The 21,507-nt window shown below is 58.8% G+C and carries 19 protein-coding genes and 1 tRNA gene; 16 read left to right on the top strand and 4 right to left on the bottom strand.

All coding sequences use genetic code 11. The features are described from left to right. Window positions 1-5: 5 nt before the first annotated feature. Complete coding sequence (locus tag NHF56_RS11250) at window positions 6-317, bottom strand: hypothetical protein (RefSeq protein ID WP_252804336.1); 312 nt, start codon at window positions 315-317, stop codon at window positions 6-8. A 320-nt stretch (window positions 318-637) separates the two neighbouring features. On the opposite strand from NHF56_RS11250, the gene NHF56_RS11245 reads away from it, so the two are divergent. From NHF56_RS11245 to NHF56_RS11210, 8 genes are all read left to right on the top strand, one after another. Beyond that, window positions 638-714: transfer RNA gene (locus NHF56_RS11245), tRNA-Pro, on the top strand. Window positions 715-1,183: 469 nt separating this feature from the next. Beyond that, window positions 1,184-1,600, top strand: coding sequence for a hypothetical protein (locus NHF56_RS11240; RefSeq protein WP_252804334.1), 417 nt, complete (start codon window positions 1,184-1,186; stop codon window positions 1,598-1,600). Between the two features lie 208 nt (window positions 1,601-1,808). Beyond that, window positions 1,809-3,008 (top strand): acyl-CoA dehydrogenase, encoded by a 1,200-nt coding sequence (locus tag NHF56_RS11235; protein WP_252804332.1) that lies wholly within the window; start codon window positions 1,809-1,811, stop codon window positions 3,006-3,008. Between the two features lie 16 nt (window positions 3,009-3,024). After that, on the top strand, window positions 3,025-3,438 hold the full coding sequence (locus NHF56_RS11230) for a hypothetical protein (RefSeq protein WP_252804331.1): 414 nt from the start codon (window positions 3,025-3,027) through the stop codon (window positions 3,436-3,438). Beyond that, window positions 3,431-4,588, top strand: a complete 1,158-nt coding sequence (locus tag NHF56_RS11225; protein ID WP_252804329.1) for a CaiB/BaiF CoA-transferase family protein — start codon at window positions 3,431-3,433, stop codon at window positions 4,586-4,588. Before NHF56_RS11230 ends, NHF56_RS11225 begins: the two co-directional genes overlap by 8 nt. 73 nt (window positions 4,589-4,661) lie before the next feature. Continuing rightward, window positions 4,662-5,720 carry a pyridoxal-phosphate dependent enzyme gene (locus NHF56_RS11220; RefSeq protein ID WP_252804327.1) on the top strand — a complete coding sequence of 353 codons (1,059 nt, stop codon included), beginning with the start codon at window positions 4,662-4,664 and terminating at the stop codon, window positions 5,718-5,720. Next, the gene (locus NHF56_RS11215; RefSeq protein ID WP_252804325.1) at window positions 5,721-6,878 is read left to right on the top strand and encodes a M24 family metallopeptidase; all 1,158 of its coding nucleotides are present in this window, start codon (window positions 5,721-5,723) and stop codon (window positions 6,876-6,878) included. Window positions 6,879-6,881: 3 nt separating this feature from the next. Continuing rightward, on the top strand, window positions 6,882-7,631 hold the full coding sequence (locus NHF56_RS11210; RefSeq protein ID WP_252804323.1) for an Asp/Glu racemase: 750 nt from the start codon (window positions 6,882-6,884) through the stop codon (window positions 7,629-7,631). On the opposite strand, the gene NHF56_RS11205 is transcribed toward NHF56_RS11210, so the two are convergent. Continuing rightward, entirely contained in the window at window positions 7,628-8,167 is a 540-nt protein-coding gene (locus NHF56_RS11205; RefSeq protein ID WP_252804321.1) for a LuxR C-terminal-related transcriptional regulator, read from the bottom strand. The two genes, NHF56_RS11210 and NHF56_RS11205, sit on opposite strands and share 4 nt — an antisense overlap. 84 nt (window positions 8,168-8,251) lie before the next feature. Between NHF56_RS11205 and NHF56_RS11200 the strand changes: the two genes are divergently transcribed. From NHF56_RS11200 to NHF56_RS11170, 7 genes are all read left to right on the top strand, one after another. After that, a complete protein-coding gene (locus NHF56_RS11200; protein WP_252804319.1) occupies window positions 8,252-9,571 on the top strand; it encodes an acetylornithine deacetylase/succinyl-diaminopimelate desuccinylase family protein in 1,320 nt (439 codons plus the stop codon). Between the two features lie 99 nt (window positions 9,572-9,670). Beyond that, window positions 9,671-11,158, top strand: a complete 1,488-nt coding sequence (locus NHF56_RS11195; protein ID WP_252804318.1) for an ABC transporter substrate-binding protein — start codon at window positions 9,671-9,673, stop codon at window positions 11,156-11,158. Between the two features lie 296 nt (window positions 11,159-11,454). Further along, window positions 11,455-12,405, top strand: a complete 951-nt coding sequence (locus NHF56_RS11190) for an ABC transporter permease (RefSeq protein ID WP_252804317.1) — start codon at window positions 11,455-11,457, stop codon at window positions 12,403-12,405. Then, on the top strand, window positions 12,402-13,268 hold the full coding sequence (locus tag NHF56_RS11185) for an ABC transporter permease (protein ID WP_252804316.1): 867 nt from the start codon (window positions 12,402-12,404) through the stop codon (window positions 13,266-13,268). Before NHF56_RS11190 ends, NHF56_RS11185 begins: the two co-directional genes overlap by 4 nt. A gap of 148 nt (window positions 13,269-13,416) precedes the next feature. After that, complete coding sequence (locus tag NHF56_RS11180; protein ID WP_252804314.1) at window positions 13,417-15,033, top strand: ABC transporter ATP-binding protein; 1,617 nt, start codon at window positions 13,417-13,419, stop codon at window positions 15,031-15,033. Window positions 15,034-15,204: 171 nt separating this feature from the next. Then, the gene (locus NHF56_RS11175) at window positions 15,205-16,653 is read left to right on the top strand and encodes an aldehyde dehydrogenase family protein (protein WP_252804312.1); all 1,449 of its coding nucleotides are present in this window, start codon (window positions 15,205-15,207) and stop codon (window positions 16,651-16,653) included. Between the two features lie 76 nt (window positions 16,654-16,729). After that, on the top strand, window positions 16,730-17,476 hold the full coding sequence (locus NHF56_RS11170) for an SDR family oxidoreductase (protein ID WP_252804311.1): 747 nt from the start codon (window positions 16,730-16,732) through the stop codon (window positions 17,474-17,476). A 41-nt stretch (window positions 17,477-17,517) separates the two neighbouring features. On the opposite strand, the gene NHF56_RS11165 is transcribed toward NHF56_RS11170, so the two are convergent. Continuing rightward, window positions 17,518-18,345: an Abi family protein gene (locus NHF56_RS11165; protein WP_252804309.1), complete on the bottom strand. Its 828-nt coding sequence runs from the start codon at window positions 18,343-18,345 to the stop codon at window positions 17,518-17,520. Between the two features lie 220 nt (window positions 18,346-18,565). Further along, window positions 18,566-18,775, bottom strand: a complete 210-nt coding sequence (locus NHF56_RS11160) for a heavy-metal-associated domain-containing protein (RefSeq protein WP_252804307.1) — start codon at window positions 18,773-18,775, stop codon at window positions 18,566-18,568. Between the two features lie 250 nt (window positions 18,776-19,025). On the opposite strand from NHF56_RS11160, the gene NHF56_RS11155 reads away from it, so the two are divergent. Further along, window positions 19,026-21,488 carry a heavy metal translocating P-type ATPase gene (locus NHF56_RS11155; RefSeq protein WP_252804305.1) on the top strand — a complete coding sequence of 821 codons (2,463 nt, stop codon included), beginning with the start codon at window positions 19,026-19,028 and terminating at the stop codon, window positions 21,486-21,488. Window positions 21,489-21,507: the final 19 nt, after the last annotated feature.

The following is a 21,507-nucleotide window of genomic DNA, read 5'->3' as shown; positions in this document are numbered from 1 at the left end:
AGTGCTTACTTCTTTTCCGTTTGGGCAAGCGTTTCCTTGCAGTAATCGGACTGCGTGGAGAGGTCGATATCGCGAATGCGGTAATCATTGTCGACCCGAATGACGGCGCTGCAGCTGCGCAGTGAGCCGTTGACGCGGCTATAGGCACCTTTCCAGCGATAGGAATTCGGGCCGGTTTCACTCAGCGGCGGGCCGTAGGCTGCAAAGAAGCCGCCGGCTGATTTGCCGACCCAAGCCTTGGAGACCGGATCGGTTGCGGTGGTGCATGCGGTGAGACCGAGAAGAATGAAAATCGAAGTAGCAATGCGAGAATTCATGAAATGCGCCTTGTGATCCGTTTCCCGCTGCCGCAGCTTGTAGAAAGAGAGGCTGCACCAGTTCGGGTGTGAGGCCTGCCCACATTGACGGGCCCGAACGCAGCTCTGGCAGAAACTGGCCTTCGGCCTTGTTTTCTGCAGGGTGCCGCGGTGCCCGGTGTCGTCCAATAATTTCATGATTTGTGCAAGTGGCGCGTCTACCCGTCCAAGAAATAATCCACCGATGTTGCCAAATCGCCGCTGTCAAAGCAGCAACAAAAAAAATCGCGCACCCCGCTTGCGGATGAAAAAATGCTGGTCTATAGAGCCGCCACTGGTCACGGAGTGTAGCGCAGCCTGGTAGCGCACCACGTTCGGGACGTGGGGGTCGAGTGTTCGAATCACTCCACTCCGACCAGCTAACATCCCGGAAAATCTGCGATGACCTGAGCGCGAAGCGCCTCAAGCTAATAAAACAAGAAAAATCTTGAAAAATTGAGAGGCCAAGGGCCGCTTTCGGCAGTGCAAATGTGTCAGCTTTGCGGCGATGGAGGACCGTAGCGGCTGTGCTTTATCGACATTGGCTTTCTGCAAGCAATTGAATAACCGCAATTTTTACCAATCGTTTGCACGCAAATGGGAATCCATCCTGCGATTTCAATAGTGATTTTAATCAACGCGCCGTTCACAAAAACTGCAATTGAGACGGTTCGTTTTGCTCCCCATCTCAACACCAGTCAGACGGCGAAGGCGTAAGTCGCTCTCACATTTCGAAGTGCAAGCCTGAGCGCCTGGCGGGATTGGAACACGCTCATGATCAGCGCCAAACGGCGTTCTGTCGAGTGCATTCCGGTCCAGCAAAAAGTGAAATTATAAGGAGCAAAATTATGAAAACCTTCTCCAAAGCAATCGTTGCAGCCCTCTTTTCCGTGAGTGCCGTCGCCGGTATTGCCAATGCTGCCGACCGCGGAGTTTCCGACAGCCACGAAAATCTGATCCGCAACGGTGACATTACTGCACCGGGTGCAACCACAAACGGCTTCGGCTATGGTTACAAGCCCGGCTTCCTGCGCAAGGTCGCTGACGATGGCCTGACGGTTCGCTACACCGATGAACTGTCCCGCGCCAGCAAGGCGGCAGTGGAAAACTTCGCTTCCAACCCGGCGCATCTTGAAGCCATCCAGAGCCAGATCCGCCAGGACCCCGCGCTCGTTCGCGCCTTCCAGGCGCGTGGTATCAACATCGACAATGTTATTTCCATCGAGCATTCGTTCAGTGGCGACACCTTCTATATTGTCCGCTGATCCGCGCCTTTGACAAGCGCTGAAACATCAAGCCTCCCGCGAGCGTTCTGCTTTCGGGAGGCTAAAATTTTGATCGGAATGGCGTTGCAGATTTCTCCGCGGCATATGCATAAACTGCATAGTTCTAGCGACAAATAGAGTTTCTGCTGGCAGCCGGCGTTGCGTATATGCATACTCAACGTTGAATGATGCCAGAGGAAAAACGAAAATGTCTGCACAGTCGCACAAGGGGACCGCCTTCAACTGGGAAGATCCCTTCCTCATCGAAGATCAATTGAGCGAAGAAGAGCGCATGATCCGCGACACAGCGGCTGCTTTCGCTTCCGACAAGCTGCTGCCGCGCGTTCAGGATGCCTATCTCAACGAAACCACCGACCCGGAAATCTTCCGCGAAATGGGCGCAAACGGCCTGCTGGGCGCGACCGTTCCCGAACAATATGGCGGCGTGGGCGCAAACTATGTGTCCTATGGCCTGATTGCCCGAGAAGTGGAGCGCATCGATTCAGGCTATCGCTCCATGATGAGCGTGCAGTCCTCGCTGGTCATGTATCCCATCTATGCCTATGGCTCCGAAGAGCAGCGCATGAAGTATCTGCCGAAACTGGCGTCTGGCGAGTTCATCGGCTGCTTTGGCCTCACCGAGCCGGATGCCGGTTCTGATCCGGGCGGCATGAAGACGCGCGCTGAAAAGATTGATGGCGGCTATCGCCTCAAGGGCGCCAAGATGTGGATTTCGAATGCGCCGATCGCCGATGTTTTTGTCGTTTGGGCAAAGTCCGAGGCGCACGGCGGCAAGATCCGTGGCTTCGTTCTCGAAAAGGGCATGAAGGGCCTGTCTGCCCCCAAGATCGGCGGCAAGCTCTCGCTGCGCGCCTCCATCACGGGGGAAATCGTGCTTGATGGCGTGGAAGTCGGCGAAGATGCACTGCTGCCCAATGTGGAAGGTCTCTCCGGTCCCTTCGGCTGCCTCAACCGTGCGCGCTACGGCATTTCCTGGGGTGCGCTGGGTGCGGCGGAAGATTGCTGGTTCCGCGCCCGCCAATATGGCCTTGATCGTCACCAGTTTTCGAAGCCGCTGGCCGGTACGCAGCTGTTCCAGAAAAAGCTCGCCGACATGCAGACCGAAATTGCGCTCGGTCTTCAGGCCTCGCTGCGCGTTGGCCGTTTGATGGATGAGGGCAAGTTCGCGCCGGAAATGATCTCGCTCGTCAAGCGCAACAATTGCGGCAAGGCGCTCGATATTGCCCGCCAGGCCCGAGACATGCACGGCGGCAACGGTATCCAGATCGAATATCACGTTATGCGCCACGCGCAGAACCTGGAAACGGTCAACACCTATGAAGGCACGCATGATGTCCATGCCCTGATCCTCGGCCGCGCCCAGACCGGCATCCAGGCCTTCTTCTGATCGGAGATATGAAAAGGTGGGGATCGTTGTCCGCTTTGCCGCACTCTATGTGCTGATCGTCTTTGCGATCGGTTGCATGTTTGCAGCGATCCGCATCTTTCTCCTCGAACCCGCCATCGGCCCGCTTTGGGCCGTGGTCGTGGAAGTGCCGGTCATGGTCGTGCTTTCCTATCTGGCTTGCGGCCCCCTCGTGCGCCGCTGGTGGCCGCTTGATGGCGAAAAGGGAATTGAAATCGGCATTGCCGCCTTCATCCTTTTGCAGCTTTTAGAGAGCGGGCTCACCGGCCTCGTCGGACCCGAACCCTATCTTGATAATATCCTGATCTATTGGGGCGATCTGTCTGCGCCACGGCTTGTCGGCCTCGTTGGCCAGCTTCTCTTTGCCGCCATGCCCTTCGTGAGAATTCTAAGGAAATCAACCCATGAATGAAGCTAGCCCGCTGGCCGGTCTCAAAGTCGTTGAACTCGCGCGCATTCTGGCCGGTCCCTGGATTGGCCAAACCCTGGCTGATCTCGGCGCGGAAGTGATCAAGGTCGAAAGCCCCGGCGGCGATGACACGCGCACCTGGGGGCCTCCCTTCGTTGAACGGGAGAAAGCCGATGGCAGCACCGAAAAGGTCGCAGCCTATTTCCATGCGGCCAACCGCGGCAAGACCTCCGTCATCTGCGATTTCTCCGACCCGGACGATCTTGCCCGCGTCAAGGCGCTGATTGCCGACGCCGATGTGGTGATTGAAAACTTCAAGGTCGGCGGCCTGAAGAAATTCGGCCTCGACTATGAAAGTCTCGCGGAATCCAACCCGCGCCTCGTTTATGCCTCCGTCACCGGCTTTGGCCAGAATGGCCCGCGCGCGGCGACCGCCGGTTATGATTTCCTCATTCAGGGCATGTGCGGCATCATGGACCTGACGGGTGATCCGCAAGGCGAACCACAAAAGGTGGGCGTGGCCTGGATCGATATTTTCACCGGGCTTTATGGCGTCATCGGCATTCAGGCGGCCTTGGCCGAGCGGGAAAAGTCCGGCAGGGGCCAACAGGTCGATCTTTCGCTTCTCGACACCGGCGTCGCCGTGCTCGCCAATCAGGCGATGAACTATCTCGTTTCCGGCAATTCGCCGACCCGGCTTGGCAATGCCCATCCCAATATTGTGCCCTATCAGGTCTTCCCCACAGCCGATGGCCATTTGATCATCGCCTGCGGCAACGACCGGCAGTTTGCCAATCTTTGCAAGCTTCTGGGCCTTGATGAACTGGCTGCTGATGCGCGCTACACCACCAATCCCGCCCGGGTGGAAAACCGCGTCGAACTCGCCCGTATGATTACGGAAAAGACCTCCCAGCGGCAGAAAATCGAGCTCATCGCGGCGCTCGAAGCGGCAGGTGTTCCAGGCGGTCCGATCAACACGGTGGCAGAGGCCATTGAAGATGAGCAGATCACCGCCCGCGGCTTGCGCATTGCGCCGGAAGGTTTGCCGGGTCTGAGAACCCCCATCCAGTTTTCCCGCTCGCCACTGTCAACGGACAAGGCCGGACCGATCCTTGGGGACGGCGAATGGCGTTTCGCCGGAAAGCAAAACTGAGCCACCTTTGCGTGCTTGACAGGTGAGGGGCCATCCCCCCACTCTCACAGCACAAAAGGAAAGGCCGTATTGCATGAGACTTCTCAAGAACCCCTGGCGGGAATCGGGTTTCCCCGATGTTTTTCCGCCGGAGACGCCGTTTCCCAGCATTGATGCGGCCCGTGTTGCAAGCCTCCTTCGCCAATGTCCCGCCCATGCTGAAACACCACTTCGCAATGCGCGCGATCTGGCAGCCCATCTCGGCATTGCAGAACTGCGGGTCAAAGACGAGCGCGACCGCATGGGGCTTGGCAGTTTCAAGGCGCTCGGTGCGGCCTATGTGATTGCCAGCGAAGCCGCCGAGCGCGGCAATCCCGGTCCGGAAAGCCTGACGGACATGACCTATGTGACGGCGAGTGCCGGCAATCACGGTCTGTCTGTGGCCGCCGGTGCGCGCATTTTCGGGGCCAAGGCCAAGGTGTTTATCGCGCAAACCGTGCCGCAGAGTTTCGCCGAAAGGCTTGCCGCGAAAGGGGCCGATGTCGTGCGCGAAGGTGCCGACTATGAAGCCAGCATGAAAGCTGCCGCGAGGGCTGCCGACGACAATGGCTGGCAATTGCTGTCGGATAGCTCATGGCCAGGTTATATGGACCGGCCCTGGCGGCTGATGGAAGGCTATCTGCAGCTTGCCGCAGAAGCCGCCGACCAGATGGGTCAAGCGCCGACGCACATTTTTCTGCAAGCCGGGGTCGGCGGTCTGGCCGGTGCTGTTGCCGCCTATGCCCGTCACATCTGGGGCGACGCGCCGATCATCATCGTTGTGGAACCCGAAGAAGCGCCGGCTCTTTACGAAAGCATCGAGGCGGGAAAACCGGTTGTCGCCGAAGGCGGCGTTTCCTGCATGGGGCGGCTCGATTGCAAGGAGCCATCGCTGATCGCATTGAAGGGCCTTGCGCGCGATGCTGATGTGTTCATGACGCTTTCGGAGGGCACGGCAGAGGCAGCGATCCCGCCTCTGGTGGCCGCAGGTCTTGCCACCACCCCATCGGGTGGTGCGGGCCTTGCAGCACTTCTCGCACTTGGCGGCAAGGCGGAGGGGGCGGGGCTGAATGCGAATTCCCGTGTTCTCACAATTCTGAGCGAGGAAGCTTAGGTGGAAAATAATCTGCAACGTGGCTTTCCGGCAGATGAATTTGAGGCTCGCCTCAGCCGCGCGCAGACCTTGATGCGGGACGCCGGTCTCGATGCTCTTCTGCTGACGACCGAGCCGGAAATCCGCTATTTCACCGGCTATCTCACCCGTTTCTGGGAAAGCCCGACGCGCCCATGGTTCCTGCTGGTGCCGCAAGCAGGAAAACCGGTCGCCGTCATCCCGGCCATCGGCGAACCGCTCATGCGCCGCTGCGGTCTCGACGATATCCGCACCTGGCCGTCGCCCGCGCCCGATGATGGGGTGAGCCTGCTGGCCGATACCATTCGCGAAATCGCCCCCGGCGGCCGCATTGGCGTTCCCGATGGGCCGGAAACCCATCTGCGCATGCCGCTTGCAAGCTTCCAGGCGGTGGCCGAGCGTATCGCGCCCGCGACCATCGGCGGGGACAATGGCATCCTGCGCCAGCTGAGGCTCATTAAATCCGCTGCCGAAATCGCCAAGATTGAAAGAGCCTGTGCCCTCGCGGGCAGGGCCTTTGCCCGCGTCGGTGAAATCGCCACAGAAGGTGTGGGCCTCGACACAGTCTTTCGTCGGTTCCAGATGCTTTGCCTGGAAGAAGGAGCAGACTACGTGTCCTATCTGGCAGGGGGTGCAGGCCCGGCAGGCTATAGCGATGTCATTTCGCCTGCCACGCCCGAACCGCTCGCCAAGGGCGATATCCTGATGCTCGACACCGGCCTAGTCTGGGACGGCTATTTCTGCGATTACGACAGGAACTTCGCCATCGGCAAGCCGGACCCGGCCTTGAACGACGCCCACAAAATTTTGATTGAGTCCGCCCATGCCGGCCTTCAGGCAGCACGCCCCGGTATCACCGCAGCCGAGCTCACGCATGCGATGAAGGCGGCGATGACAAAGGCAGGCGGCACGCCGTCATCAGGCCGCTTCGGCCATGGTCTTGGCATGCAGCTGACCGAATGGCCGTCTCTTATCGAACATGACGGGACGGTCCTTGCCGAAAACATGGTCCTGACACTCGAACCCGGCATTGAAACGAAAGACGGTTTCATGCTGGTGCACGAAGAAAACATCGTCATCACAGCCCATGGTGCCCGCCCGCTCACCCATTTCGCTCCTCATTCTTTGCCGGTAATCTGAGCCATGACCGAATTTGCCTACAGTCTCGAAGACAAAAGCACCCAGCGCGCCCATCTCGGCCTCGTTGTCCTGCAATCGGATGAAAGCATCGAGCGTGACTTTCGCCACATGCTGCCTTCCGAAGCGGTCTCGCTCTATGTCACGCGCGTGGCAAGCGATCCCGAGGTCAGCTCCGAAAATCTCGCCAAGATGAAGAACCGCATCGAAGCCGCTGCCGGTCTCTTGCCGCGGCCCGTGACCTATCACGCCATCGGTTACGGCTGCACCTCCGGCACGTCTGTCATCGGTGTTGATGAAGTTTCACGACAGTTGCACGCAGGCTGCTCTGCCAAAGCCGCCACGCAACCCGTTTCAGCCCTCCTGGCCGCAGCCAAGGCACTTGGCGTGACCCGGCTCGCCTTTCTCTCGCCCTATGTGGAAGAGGTCTCATCCCATCTGCGCAACGTCCTTGCCGACAACGGCCTGCAAAGCCCGGTCTTCGGCACGTTCAACGAAGCGCGCGAGGAACGCGTCGCCTGGATCGACGGCCCCTCCATTCTCAAGGCCGCCAAGGCACTGGCGCAACAAGGTGGTGTAGACGCCATCTTCATGTCCTGCACCAACCTGCGCACGCTCGGCGTCATCGAACAGATCGAAGCCGAAACCGACTTGCCCGCACTCTCCAGCAATCAGGTTCTCTGCTGGCACATGATGCGCCTTGCCGGTCTTGATGACCGCATGAACGGGTTCGGGCGGCTGTTCCGCGAGGCTTAGGCCTCAAACCCCGATATCCGCGCCAGCAGCCCGGAAACGTTCTTCACCTCGAACTTCCGCAACAGGCGGGCGCGGTAATCTTCCACGGTGCGGGGAGAAATGGAAAGGTCGCGGGCGGTTTCCTTGGCTGTGAGGCCGCGGGCCAGGCATTTGATGATGTCGCGTTCGCGGCGGGTGAGCGAGATCACCGGCCGTGTCTCAGAAAGGTCGGCATAGGAGAGAATGGTGCGCTTGAGCGGATTTTCCGGGTCGAACGCATAGGCGCGGAACCGGCACCAGAACAGCGTTCCATCACGGCGCGGCATCAATCTTTCGTCAGAGTAAAGCCGCTTGGTCTTGAGTGCGGCAAAACCGATCTCGCGGATCGTTTCGAAGTCCGTATTCGAGGCATAGAGCATGCGGAAGGATTGTCCTTCCAACTCGTTTTGCTGATAGCCGAACATGGTCGCAAAAAGCCGGTTGCACCGCTTTATGATCCTGTCTTCCGTCAATACCAGCCCCACCGGTGCATGCTCAAAGGCCAGTTCGGCCAACATGTATTCTTCCGCCACGCTCTACCTGCTTTACCGTATTTTTACCGGATTGCTCCGCACCGGTTCCGCGGCGCAATCTAGTTCCCCATGAGCACTGATACCACACTCGAAATACAGTCCACAGATATTCAAGCCAAACTCTTGGCACGCATTGATGAAAAGCGCGACGATCTCGCCGCGCTGACCAGCGATCTTCTCAAGATTCCGACGCTGAACCCGCCGGGCGAATGTTATCTGGAAATCTGCGAATATCTGGAAAAACGCCTGCTGCGTCACGGCTTTGACGTCGAGACCGTGCGGGCCTATGAGACGCCCGGCGACAGCGAGAAATATCCCCGCTGGAATGTGATCGCGCGCCGCGAAGGCAGGTATAAGGGTGAGTGCATCCACTTCAACTCCCATACCGATGTGGTTGAGGTGGGGCGCGGCTGGACGAAAGATCCCTTCGGTGGTGAAATATCCGAAGGCCGGGTCTGGGGTCGCGGTGCCTGCGATATGAAGGGTGGCCTTGCCGCATCCATCATCGCTGCCGAAGCCTTTATCGAAGTCTGCCCCGACTTTGCCGGTGCCATCGAGATTTCCGGTACGGCGGATGAGGAAACCGGCGGTTATGGCGGTGTGGCCTATCTCGCTGAAAAGGGCTATTTCACGCCCGAGCGCGTGCAGCATGTCATCATTCCCGAACCGTTGAACAAGGACCGCATCTGTCTCGGCCATCGCGGTGTGTGGTGGGCGGAAATCGAGACTTTCGGCCATATCGCCCATGGTTCCATGCCGTTTCTCGGCGATTGTGCCGTGCGCCACATGGGCGCGGTGATTGCCGAAATGGAAGAAACGCTGTTTCCCGCGCTTTATGCGCGTGAGACCGCCATGCCGGTGGTGCCGGAAGGTGCGCGCCACTCCACCATGAACATCAATTCGCTGCATGGCGGGCTGGCGGAACCGGAGCCCGATTTCACCGGCTTTCCCGCCGCCGTGGTGCCAGACAGCGCCCGCATGGTGATCGACCGTCGTTACCTGATCGAGGAAAAGGCAGACGAGGTGAAGGCCGAAATCGTCGGTCTTCTCGAGCGCGTAAAATCCCGCCGCGATGGTTTTGAGTATAACATGAAGGAACTCTGGCAGGTCTCGCCCACGATGACCGAGCGTGATGCGCCGGTGGTGCGCACCGTGGCGAGCGCCATCCATGCCGTCATGGATCGCGAGCCGGCTTACGTCGTTTCGCCCGGCACCTACGACCAGAAACATATTGACCGCATCGGCCGTATGAAAAACTGCATCGCCTATGGGCCGGGCATTCTCGACCTCGCACACCAGCCGGATGAATATATCGATATCGACGATATGGTGGACAGCGCCAAGGTGATGGCGCTCGCCTGCCAGAAATTACTTATGAAAGACGCTTGAGAAGAAGGGATAAACCCCGGTAAAAGAAGCGTCGACTGTCCGGCATGAGCTTGGGGGAGGAGCCTTTAAGCTGCCATTGTTTAATCAGGGGAACGTCACATGAACAAGCCTTTCAAAACCACTGCTTTCGCCAGTTTTCTGGCACTCAGCGCTGCCTTCTCACCGGCTTTTGCCGCCAACACGGCGATCAATGTCGGTATGGTGCTGGAGCCTCCGGGCCTTGATCCGACATCGGGCGCCGCCGCTGCCATTGACGAAGTGGTCTATGCCAACATCTTCCAGGGTCTGACCCGTTTTGATGAAAATGGTGCCGTTCTGCCCGATCTCGCGAAGAGCTGGGATATTTCCGAAGATGGCCTGACCTACACATTCCACCTGCAAACCGGCGTGAAATTTCACGACGGCACGGATTTTGACGCCGAGGACGTGAAGTTCTCGCTGGATCGCGCCCGTGCTGATGATTCCACCAACGCCCAGAAGGCGCTTTTTGCTGATATCGCCTCGGTGGACGTGGTCGATCCGGCCACCGTCAAGATTACCCTTTCCAAGCCGAACGGCAGCCTGCTTTTCAACCTCGCCTGGGGCGATGCAGCCATGGTCGCGCCGGAAAGCGCCGCCGATGATGCCACCAAGCCGGTTGGTACCGGCCCGTTCAAGTTTGACGAATGGGCAAAGGGCGACCATGTCACCATGTCGAAATTCGATGGTTACTGGGGCACGCCTGCCAAGCTCGACAAGGTGACGTTCAAGTTCATCTCCGACCCGACGGCAGCCTTCGCCGCTGTGATGGCCGGCGATGTCGATGCCTTCCCGCTTTATCCGGCACCCGAAACGCTCTCGCAGTTTGAAGCCGATCCGCGCTTCCAGGTGATTGTCGGTTCGACCGAAGGCGAAACGATCCTCGCCATGAACAACGGCAAGGCCCCGCTCAATGACATTCGCGTGCGCGAAGCCATCGCCCACGCCATCAACCGGCAGGAAATTATCGATGGCGCCATGTTCGGCTATGGTACGCCCATTGGCACGCATTTCGCGCCGCATAACCCGGCCTATGTCGATCTGACGGGGCTTTCCAACTACGACCCGGAAAAGTCGAAGGAACTGTTGAAGGAAGCTGGCCTCGCCGATGGCCTGACGCTGAGCCTGAAACTGCCCCCGCCATCCTATGCGCGCCGTGGCGGTGAAATCGTGGCAGCCCAGCTCGCCAAGGTTGGCATCACGGCCAATATCGAAAACGTCGAGTGGGCGCAGTGGCTGGAAGGCCCGTTCAAGAACAGGGATTACGATCTGACCATCGTGTCCCACACCGAGCCGATGGATATCGGCATCTACGGCCGCGACGACTACTATTTCGACTATCACAGCGATGAATTCAAAAAGATCATGGCTGACCTGAACAACACCACCGACCCCGCCAAGCGCACCGAGCTTCTGCAGGCCGCGCAAAAGCGGATCGCCGAAGACTTTGTCAACGTCTACCTGTTCGAGCTTGCCAAGACAGGTGTTGCCAATGCCAAGGTCAAGGGTCTTTGGAAGAACCAGCCAACTCAGGCAAACGACATGAGTGCCGTTTACTGGGAAGATTGATTGAAACACATCCTCTCCCCGCATGCGGGGAGAGGACACGGGTAAGGGGCAAGACTCTGCTGCAGGAAAGATCGCCGTTTTTGAGAGGGTCGAACAAAATCCGCACAAACCGCACCAGGCGCATGCGTCAGACAGAAAATGACGTGGAGGCTTTTTTGTGGAGCGCGCTGGATGGACGCAGCACTTGCCAAACCAATCGGCTTCGCCTCTTGGGGCAAGCTATCCTCTCCCCGCAGGCGGGGCGAGGATGGGGCCTTGGCAAATTGCCGCCTCGACACGGGGTTTTGTGAGGCTGCATGCTTGTCTATTTTCTCAAACGTCTCACATCTGTTGTCCTGAGCCTCATCATGGCGAGCATTGTCGTCTTCGTGGCGCTGGAAATCGTTCCTGGCGACCCGGCCGCCTATATGATGGGCCTGAATGCTGATCTGTCCGCGATTGAGGCGCTGCGTGAGCAGATGGGCCTCAATGCCTCGGCCATTGTTCGCTACATGTCCTGGGTGGCTGGCATGCTGCATGGCGATTTCGGCATCAGCTACACCTACAAGGTTCCCGTCAGCGAGCTGATTGCCGACCGGCTCTGGGTGTCGCTGCCGCTGGCTCTGTTTGCGCTCGTCCTCTCCACGCTGATTGCGTTTCCCGCGGGTATCATTGCGGCGGCCAATCGTAACAAGCCAGCCGATTTCGGTATCATGGGCGTCACCCAGCTTGGCATTGCCATTCCCAATTTCTGGTTTGCCATGCTGCTGGTTTTCTTCTTTGCCATCACCCTTCGCTGGTTCAGCGCCGGTGGCTTTCCCGGCTGGTCTGCAGGTTTCTTTATCGCCATGAAGTCGCTGCTTCTGCCTGCCGTCGCGCTTGCCCTGCCGCAGGCCTCCATTCTGGCGCGCGTCATGCGCTCTTCACTGCTGGACACGCTGTCGGAAGATTATGTCCGCACCGCCCGCGCCAAGGGCCTGACGCGCCAGCAGACCCTGTGGCGGCACGCAGTGCGCAATGCACTGATCCCCGTTGTCACCATCATCGGTCTGCAATTTTCCTTCCTGCTGGCAGGTGCCATCATCATTGAAAATGTCTTTTATCTGCCGGGACTCGGCCGTCTCGTGTTTCAGGGCATCACCCAGCGCGACCTCATCACGGTAAAATCGGTGGTCATGCTGCTGGTCTTTGCCGTCATTGCCATCACCTTCCTCGTCGATCTGGCCTATGCCGTGGTCGATCCGCGCTTGAGGAGGCAGTCTCGATGAGCGAGATATTGACCGAGCCATCCGAACATATCCTGCGTTCCGCCTTCCGCTCCAAGAGCTTTGCAATCGGCTTTGCGCTCACCATCCTGTTCGTGGCGGCAGCCCTCATCTCCTTTTTGTGGACGCCCTATGACGTGACGGTGATGAGCATTGCCGACAAGCTGCAAACGCCGTCCGCCACCCATTTCTTCGGCACGGATCATTTCGGTCGTGATATTTTTTCGATGATCATGGTCGGCGCGCGCACATCCATCGCGGTCGCCATCATTGCGGTCGGTATCGGCGTCGTCCTTGGCGTGCCGCTTGGCCTTGCTGCCGCCTCCCGTCACGGCGGGCTTCTGGATGAGGTGATCATGCGCGGCAACGACTTGATCTTTGCCTTCCCGGCACTGCTGATCGCAATCCTCATTACCGCTGTTTTCGGCCCCGGTGCGGTCAATGCCATTATCGCCATCGGCATCTTCAACATTCCGGTGTTCGCGCGTCTGGCCCGCGGTGCGGCACTCACGCTTTGGACGCGCGATTTCATTCTGGCCGCGCGCGTCTCCGGCAAAGGTGTGACCCGCATCTCCGCCGAACATATCCTGCCGAATATCATGAACCTCCTGATCGTGCAGGGAACCATCCAGTTTTCGCTCGGCATTCTGGCCGATGCCGGCCTTTCCTATGTCGGACTTGGCGCACAACCGCCAACCCCGAGCTGGGGGCGCATGCTGGCTGAAGCCCAAACGATGATCAGCCTTGCGCCGCATATTGCGCTCTTTCCGGGCTTTGCCATCCTGCTCACCGTGCTGGGGCTCAACCTCATGGGCGATGGTCTGCGCGATCTGTTTGATCCGAAAATTCGCAGAGGGAGGGGATGATGCATAAGCGTCAGACTTTTTCTTCTCCCCTTGGGGAGAAGGTGCCCGAAGGGCGGATGAGGGGTTCCCTCGCATCCTCACATGAGAACCCCTCATTGCCTCGCGATGCTCGGCATTTCTCCCCAAGGGGAGAAAGAGGGAGCCAAGAATGACCCTCCTCAAAATCAGCAATCTGAAGCTTTCCATCGGTCGCGCGCAAATCCTGAAAGACGTGGATCTTGATGTTGGGCGCGGCGAAATTCTCGGCGTGATCGGTGAAAGCGGGTCGGGCAAATCGGTGACTGCCTTTTCCGTCATGCAGCTTCTGCCGCATGCGGCCCAGGTGTCCGGCTCCATCACGCTGGAAGGCACCGAACTTCTGACCAAAACCGAAGCGGAAATGTGCGCCGTGCGCGGACGTGACGTCGGCATGATCTTCCAGGAGCCGATGACGGCGCTGAACCCCTTGAAAAATATCGGGGATCAGGTGGCCGAAACCATTCTGGTCCATTCCGACAAGAGCCGTGCGGAAGCGCTCGCCACCGCCCGCGATATGCTGAACCGCGTTGGCCTGACGGAAGACCGCTTCCCGCTCACCCGTTTTCCGCATGAGCTGTCCGGCGGGCAGCGCCAGCGCGTGGTCATTGCCATGGCCATTGCCCTGAAGCCGAAACTGCTGATTGCCGATGAGCCGACAACGGCGCTCGATGTGACCACGCAGGCGCAGATTTTGGAGCTTCTGAAAAAGCTGGTTGCCGAAGATCAGATGGGCCTCATCCTCATTACGCACGATCTGGCTGTCGTCGCAGGCATTGCCGACAAGATTGCCATCATGAAATCCGGTGAGGTGATCGAGCGCGGCGAAACCGTCGAACTCTTCGCCAATATGCGCGAGCCTTATTCGAAGGCGCTTTTGGCGGCAACCAGCCATCAGCCGCCCCGCAATCCACCAACCATTGTTGAAGATCAGGTGCCGGTGTTGAAGGTGGAAAACGTGGTGCGCGACTATCCGCTGCCGCGTGTTTCCCTGTTCAAGCCGGGTGGCCACTTCCGTGCTGTCGATCATGTGAGCTTCACCATTCATCGCGGCGAAAATGTCGGGCTTGTGGGCGAATCGGGCTGCGGAAAATCCACGCTCACACGCGCCATTCTGGCACTGGAAAAGACGCAAGGTGGCGCAATCCATATTGATGGTGAACCGGTCAGCTGCGGGGCAGGGGCAAGCTTTGGCGTACGCCGCAAGATGCAGGTCGTCTTCCAGGACCCCTATGGATCGTTCAACCCGCGCCACCGCGTGCGGCGTCTTGTTGCCGAACCCTTCCATCTTCTGGGCAGCGATGCGCCCGATGGCAAAGCCCGCGAAAAGCGCATTGCCGAAGCGCTCGAAAATGTCGGGCTTTCTGCATCCGATGCGGACAAATATATCCACGAATTTTCCGGAGGTCAGCGCCAGCGCATTGCCATTGCACGCGCCTTGATTATTCATCCATCGCTGATCGTTCTGGACGAGGCTGTGTCGGCCCTTGATGTGTCGATCCGTGCGCAGATTCTCGATCTTCTGGCCGATCTCTCCGACCGGCTCGATCTCTCCTACCTCTTCATTTCGCACGACCTTTCCGTGGTGCGCGCCATCACCGATCGCGTGCTGGTGATGAAATCAGGAAAGATTGTCGAGGAGGGCGAAACCGAATCCGTCTTCCAGAACCCGCAGCATGAATATACCCGCGAGCTTCTCGCCGCGACGCCCATTCTGGAAACCGCACTCAAGGCAAGGGGCGTGGGATAGCCGCTGAATGGAACCTGGGCCTTCTCCCCTTGGGGAGAAGGTGCCCGAAGGGCGGATGAGGGGTTCTCAAACTGGTTCAGTGGGAACCCCTCATCGCCTCGCTTTGCTCGGCACTTCTCCCCAAGGGGAGAAGAAAGCCCGACGCAAGTATGAAAGACAAAGGAAACAACAATGATCAAACCCTGGTTTGAAACAGACAAATGCTTCATCAACGGCGAATGGGTGGCCCCGCTGAGCGGCGAGAAGCTGCCACTCGAAGACCCGTCAACCGGCGCTGAAATCGGGCATATTGCACGCGGCAAAAAAGACGACGTCGACGCCGCCGTTGCCGCCGCTGAGGCCGCGATGAAGGGCGAGTGGGGCAGGATGCCCGCGTTCGAGCGTGGTCGCCTCCTCACCAAGATTGGCCGCATGGTTCTCGAGCGTGTCGATGAACTCGCTGAACTCGAAGCCCACGATGTCGGCAAACCTTTGAAGCAGGCCCGCAACGACGCCGTCGCGCTTGCCCGTTACATGGAATTCTACGGCGGTGCCGCCGACAAGATCCATGGTGAAACGATCCCCTATCTCGATGGTTACACGGTTTATACGCTGCGCGAGCCGCATGGCGTCACCGGCCACATCGTGCCGTGGAACTATCCCATGCAGATCATTGGCCGCTCGGTGGGGGCAGCCCTCACCATGGGCAATGCCGCGGTTCTGAAACCGGCTGAAGAAGCCTGCCTGACCGCTCTTGCCTTTGCTGCCATCTGCGAAGAGGCCGGCATGCCCAGGGGCGCGCTCAATGTCGTGCCGGGCCTTGGCGAAGAGGCGGGCGCTGCACTCTCCTCCCATCCCGGCATCAACCACATTTCCTTCACGGGCTCGGTTGGTGTGGGCATGCTCATCCAGCAGGCGGCGGCGAAAAACGTTGTTCCGGTCACGCTGGAACTTGGCGGCAAGTCGCCCCAGGTGGTCTTTGCCGATGCCGATCTTGAAAAGGCGCTGCCGTTCCTGGTCAATGCCGGTATTCAGAACGCCGGTCAGACCTGCTCGGCCTCCTCGCGCATTCTCGTGCAAAAGGATATCTACCGGGATGTGATCGCCCGCATGAGCGAGCGCTACCGTGCACTCAAGGTTGGCCCGGCGATGGAAGACCTCGACGTCGGCCCGCTCATTTCCGCCCGCCAAAAGGAAATCGTCTCCGGCTTCCTCGATTTTGCCGACGAAAACGGCATTGCCGCGCGCGGCGAGATTGTCGGTTCTGCCCCCGCCGGTGGCCATTATCTGGCGCCTGCGCTGCTCGCCGATATCGACCCGAACCACAAGCTGGCGCAGGATGAAATCTTCGGCCCCGTGCAGGCCGTCATCCCCTTCGAAACGGAAGAGGACGCCGTCGCCATTGCCAATGGAACCGATTACGGCCTTGTTGCCGGCGTCTGGACCCGCGACGGCGCGCGCCAGATGCGCCTTGCCAAGGCCATCAGGACGGGCCAGGTCTTCATCAACAATTACGGCGCCGGCGGCGGCGTCGAACTGCCTTTCGGCGGTATCGGCAAATCCGGCCACGGCCGCGAAAAGGGCTTTGAGGCGCTCTACGGCTTCTCGGTCCTGAAGACCGTCGCGGCGCTGCATGGGTAATCCCTTCTCCCCAAGGGGAGAAGAGGGCAGCGCATCATGGCTGTAAGCATAAAGATTGAAATCAGGGAGAAACAAAATGCGTCTGAAAGACAAGGTGGCCATCGTCACCGGCGGAGCGTCCGGCTTTGGTGCGGGCATTGTGAAGAAATTCCTCGAGGAAGGTGCGCGCGTCGTTATCGCGGATATCAACGCGGAAGCCGCCCAGACGGCAGCCAAGGCAGCAGGCGATATGGCCATGGCCCATGTGGTCGACGTTTCCAAAGATGAAAGTGTCGCCATGCTGGCCAAGGCAACACTGGAGGCTTTCGGCAAGATTGACATCCTCGTCAACAATGCCGGTGTCACGCACCTGCCGTCTGCGCTGGACGAGGTGTCCGAAGCCGATTTCGACCGCGTCTTCTCGGTCAATATCAAGTCGGTCTACCTGACCGCCAAGCACATCGTCCCGCATATGAAGGAGAACGGCAAAGGTGCGATCCTGAACGTTGCCTCCACCGGCGGCGTCTCACCCCGCCCGCGCCTGACCTGGTACAACGCCTCCAAGGGCTGGATGATCACCGCCACCAAGGGCATGGCCGTCGAACTTGCGCCACAAGGCATCCGCGTGAACGCGATCAACCCGGTGGCTGGCGAAACCCCGCTTCTGAAAAGCTTCATGGGCGAGGATACGCCCGAAGTGCGCGCCAAATTCCTCTCCACTATCCCGATCGGCCGCTTCTCGACCCCGGAAGATATGGGCAACGCCGCTTGCTTCCTGTGCTCGGATGAGGCATCGATGGTGACTGGCGTGGCGATGGAAGTGGACGGGGGACGGTGTATTTAGAGGGATAAGGTGCACTCGAAACTGGTGCAGACCAGCGATCTTTAGAGATTTTCATCATTTGCGCGTTGATCAGAGTGGCTTGTCAGGCGCGTGAATGTGCTTTGAAATATTGCTATCTGGCTGTCGAGCAGCTCACGGTGCGGCAGCACAAACTTGGCGATAGCGGACTCTGGGTCTGGTCTGCGCGAACCCAGATTAGAGGAAATGAAATCTACGGCTTCTACGATTTTCTGAAGACGGGTCCCATAAACCGGCTCATGGTGAGCGAGCCGGTTTCTAATCTGGTAGAGTACCTCCAGTTGTTCGGCGATATCCGCGCGGGCGTAAGTCTTGTTCGGAAAGACTTTTTTGAGAGAGCGCTTCCACAATGTCGGTTCATATTGTTCTGAGAAGAGGCGCTTCCAGAAAAAGATGGTTAGCTGCGAAATAACTTGCCCAACTGATACCCCAATGGTCGCCTGCCGCTTCTTTGCAAGGTTGGAGTGTTTGATATTGGGAGGCACTCCTTGAGGAAATGCGATCGCATCCAGCGCCTCTTTTTGAGCCGTTTCGAGTTTTGAATAGGCGGCGCGACGTGCTTGGGCTTCAGCCTCATCAATCTTCTTTTTCTCAAGGGCATGCCAGTGAAGCCCGGTTGGCGGTGCCCGGAGGAAATCAACGACACCATAGTCTTGATGAATCTGATTGCAGACGGCGTTGCGCATAGCTATTTCCAGCATGCCAGTGACGGACATCAGCGATGAAGAGAGCAGCATGGAGGCTTGGTGCAATTCAATCGCATCCTCATCGGAATGTGTGATAGAGCGGAATGTTCCCAGACGCTCCTCGGAAATCAAAGCCTTGATTGCCAGGACATCAGCTTTGGTCAAATTCCTTGACATATCCCGGCGTAATCCCCATTATAACGCTCGAAACGTCGGGAATTAGGTCGGCAGCGCGCATGTTCGTGACGGACCCCCGGCGCTCTATAAAGAAGGTCACCAGTTTGGTGGCCTTTTGACTTTTTATCAACCGTTTTCTGCGCGCCTGTTTGGTGGCTGATTTGCGGCTAACCTACCCGTAAGCCAATCAAATCCGCGGGCATTCGGTTCACTTTACCACCTCCGGCGTATAGCCCGCATCGCGGATCACTGCTTCGGCCTTGGCCTTGTCGCCAGCAACGCTCACCGTGTGAGCGCCAAGGTCGATTTCGAAATCCACCCCTGGCATTTCGCTTTCCAGTGCTGATTTGATCGTGCCGACGCAGTGGTTGCAGCTCATGTCGGCAACATTGAAAACGGTCTTTGGCTGTTCACTCATAATCGCACCTCGTTGACTGTATTGGACCCAAGATAGGGCTTCCAGCGGCTGGAAGGTCAAGCGAAAAAACTCCCACGTCATCCCTTGACCTTCCAGTGACTGGAAAGCCTATCTAAAGCATGTCGCGTTCAATCGCACGCGGTTGAACGATAACGTACATGCGGCTGAACAAAGCATGAAGCGGGGCTCAAATGAACCCGGTAAAATGTGCTCCGCTTTCATGCGGCAGATCATTCGAAAGGGGTGCGCCATGACGCAACTTCAAAAAATCAATCTGCAGGTCAGCGGCATGTCCTGCGCCTCCTGCGCGGGCCGTGTGGAAAAGGTGCTCGCTGCTGTTCCCGGTGTCAAACAGGCCTCCGTCAATCTGGCCGCCGAAAGCGCGCTGGTGGAGTATGAAGGCGAAAATGGCCCGCAGCTTCTCTCCGGCGCTCTGGAAAAGGCGGGTTATCCCGCCGTTGAATCCGAACTGACGCTGGACGTTGAAGGCATGTCTTGTGCCTCTTGCGTCAGTCGCGTGGAAAAGGCGTTGTCCGCCGTTCCTGGCGTGAAGAGCGCCACCGTCAACCTCGCATCCGAAACGGCGAGCGTTCATTTCCTCGAAGGCGTCACTGCACCGCAGATGCTCACCGAAGCAACGGCGAAATTCGGATATCCATCAAAGGTCAAAGCCGCTGAGCTGAGCGAGGCGAAAGACCGCAAGGCCGAAGAGTTCATCGAACTGCGGCAGCGCGCCATCATTTCTGCAGCACTCACATTGCCGGTCTTCATCATGGAAATGGGCGGCCATATCGTTCCGAGCTTCCACATGTGGCTGCACGGGCTGATCGGCATGCAGACAAGCTGGATCATCCAGTTTGTGCTGACAACGCTTGTCCTTCTCTGGCCTGGCCGCATGTTCCTGACAAAAGGCTTCCCCGGTCTCTTTCGCGGTGCGCCGGATATGAACGCGCTGGTGGCGCTCGGCGCTTCGGCTGCGTGGATCTATTCGGTGGTCGCGACTTTCTTGCCCGGTGTCCTGCCGGAAGGCACGCGCAACGTCTATTTTGAAGCTGCCGCGATGATCGTCACGCTGATCCTGATTGGCCGCATGCTCGAAGCGCGCGCCAAGGGGCAGGCAGGTGCGGCCATCCGAAAACTCATCGGCCTGCGCGCCAAGACTGCGCGTGTCGTGCGCGATGGCAAAGATGTGGAAGTGCCAATTGATGACATTGTGCCGGGCGATCATGTCCGTGTGCGCCCCGGCGAGAAGATCGCAGTCGATGGCGCGGTGGTCGAAGGCACGTCCTTCGTGGATGAAAGCATGATCACCGGCGAGCCTGTTCCGGTCGAAAAGGAAGAGGGTGCACCCGTCACCGGTGGCACGGTCAACGGCAACGGCACATTCGTTTTCGAAGCCAAGAAGGTCGGCTCCGATACGCTGCTTGCGCAGATCATCCGCATGGTCAGCGAGGCGCAGGGTGCAAAACTGCCGATCCAGGGCTTGGTGGACCGTATCACGGCCTGGTTCGTACCGGCTGTCATCGCCGTCGCGATTGTCACCATTCTCGTCTGGCTGACTTTCGGCCCAAACCTCAGCTATGCGCTGGTCGCCGGTGTCGCCGTCCTCATCATTGCATGCCCCTGCGCCATGGGGCTTGCCACACCCACCTCCATCATGGTGGGCAGTGGACGGGCGGCTGAACTGGGCGTGCTTTTCCGCAAGGGCGATGCGCTGCAATCCTTGCAGGAATGCCGTGTCGTTGCCTTCGACAAGACCGGCACGCTGACGGCAGGCCAGCCGGAACTGACCGGGCTTGCCCTCGCCGAGGGTTGGAGCGAGGCCGATGCGCTTCGCCTGGTTGCCGCGCTCGAAGCCTTGTCAGAACACCCGGTTGCCGCCGCCATCGTGCGTGCGGCCACCTCTCGCGGCCTCGAGCCCGCCAAAACCACATCTTTCAACGCCGTGACCGGCATGGGCGTCAAAGGCACGGTCGATGGCCGCGCGGTGATCGTGGGTGCCGACCGCTTTTTTGCCAAGGAGAACATCGATCTGGCCGATCTCGCCGCCAGGGGCGCGGAATTCGCAGCAGACGGTGCAACGCCGCTTTATGCTGCTGTTGATGGTGTCGCTGTCGCCGCAATCGGTGTATCTGACCCCATCAAGCCAAGCGCGAAGCAGGCCGTGCAGGCGCTGCAATCGGCAGGCATTGAAACCGCAATGATCACCGGCGACAATGCCAGGACGGCAGACGCCATTGCGCGCCAGCTCGGCATTGCCCATGTCGTGGCTGAAGTTCTGCCCGGCGGCAAGGTCGATGCGCTGAACGCGCTACGCAACACCCATGGCAAGCTTGCCTTTGTCGGCGACGGTATCAATGATGCGCCCGCACTGGCCCATGCCGATGTTGGCATTGCCGTGGGTTCCGGCACGGATGTTGCCATAGAGAGTGCCGATGTGGTGCTGGTGTCCGGCGACATCGGAAAGATCGCCACCGCCTTCGATATCAGCCGCCGCACCATGGCCAATATCCGCCAGAACCTCTTCTGGGCCTTTGGCTATAACGTGCTGTTGATCCCGCTCGCCGCTGGAGCGCTCTATCCCTTAAACGGCACCATGCTGTCACCGGCAATTGCCGCAGGCGCCATGGCCCTGTCTTCGGTGTTTGTGCTTACAAATGCATTGAGGTTGCGTCTGGTCGGACGCCGTGCGGGTGCTGAAAAGCAGGCATAAAAAAGGGCCCGAAGGCCCT

This window comes from Rhizobium sp. L1K21 (assembly GCF_024055895.1).
Classification (GTDB): domain Bacteria; phylum Pseudomonadota; class Alphaproteobacteria; order Rhizobiales; family Rhizobiaceae; genus Ensifer_A.
Note: the sequence above shows the minus strand (reverse complement) of the source record. Positions and strands in the feature narration are given on the sequence as shown.

Coding starts and splice junctions, on each gene's coding strand:
- NHF56_RS11250 (WP_252804336.1), bottom strand. CDS start 317: ATGAATTCTCGCATTGCTACTTCGATTTTCATTCTTCTCGGTCTCACC.
- NHF56_RS11240 (WP_252804334.1), top strand. CDS start 1,184: ATGAAAACCTTCTCCAAAGCAATCGTTGCAGCCCTCTTTTCCGTGAGT.
- NHF56_RS11235 (WP_252804332.1), top strand. CDS start 1,809: ATGTCTGCACAGTCGCACAAGGGGACCGCCTTCAACTGGGAAGATCCC.
- NHF56_RS11225 (WP_252804329.1), top strand. CDS start 3,431: ATGAATGAAGCTAGCCCGCTGGCCGGTCTCAAAGTCGTTGAACTCGCG.
- NHF56_RS11220 (WP_252804327.1), top strand. CDS start 4,662: ATGAGACTTCTCAAGAACCCCTGGCGGGAATCGGGTTTCCCCGATGTT.
- NHF56_RS11210 (WP_252804323.1), top strand. CDS start 6,882: ATGACCGAATTTGCCTACAGTCTCGAAGACAAAAGCACCCAGCGCGCC.
- NHF56_RS11205 (WP_252804321.1), bottom strand. CDS start 8,167: ATGTTGGCCGAACTGGCCTTTGAGCATGCACCGGTGGGGCTGGTATTG.
- NHF56_RS11200 (WP_252804319.1), top strand. CDS start 8,252: ATGAGCACTGATACCACACTCGAAATACAGTCCACAGATATTCAAGCC.
- NHF56_RS11195 (WP_252804318.1), top strand. CDS start 9,671: ATGAACAAGCCTTTCAAAACCACTGCTTTCGCCAGTTTTCTGGCACTC.
- NHF56_RS11190 (WP_252804317.1), top strand. CDS start 11,455: ATGCTTGTCTATTTTCTCAAACGTCTCACATCTGTTGTCCTGAGCCTC.
- NHF56_RS11185 (WP_252804316.1), top strand. CDS start 12,402: ATGAGCGAGATATTGACCGAGCCATCCGAACATATCCTGCGTTCCGCC.
- NHF56_RS11180 (WP_252804314.1), top strand. CDS start 13,417: ATGACCCTCCTCAAAATCAGCAATCTGAAGCTTTCCATCGGTCGCGCG.
- NHF56_RS11175 (WP_252804312.1), top strand. CDS start 15,205: ATGATCAAACCCTGGTTTGAAACAGACAAATGCTTCATCAACGGCGAA.
- NHF56_RS11170 (WP_252804311.1), top strand. CDS start 16,730: ATGCGTCTGAAAGACAAGGTGGCCATCGTCACCGGCGGAGCGTCCGGC.
- NHF56_RS11160 (WP_252804307.1), bottom strand. CDS start 18,775: ATGAGTGAACAGCCAAAGACCGTTTTCAATGTTGCCGACATGAGCTGC.
- NHF56_RS11155 (WP_252804305.1), top strand. CDS start 19,026: ATGACGCAACTTCAAAAAATCAATCTGCAGGTCAGCGGCATGTCCTGC.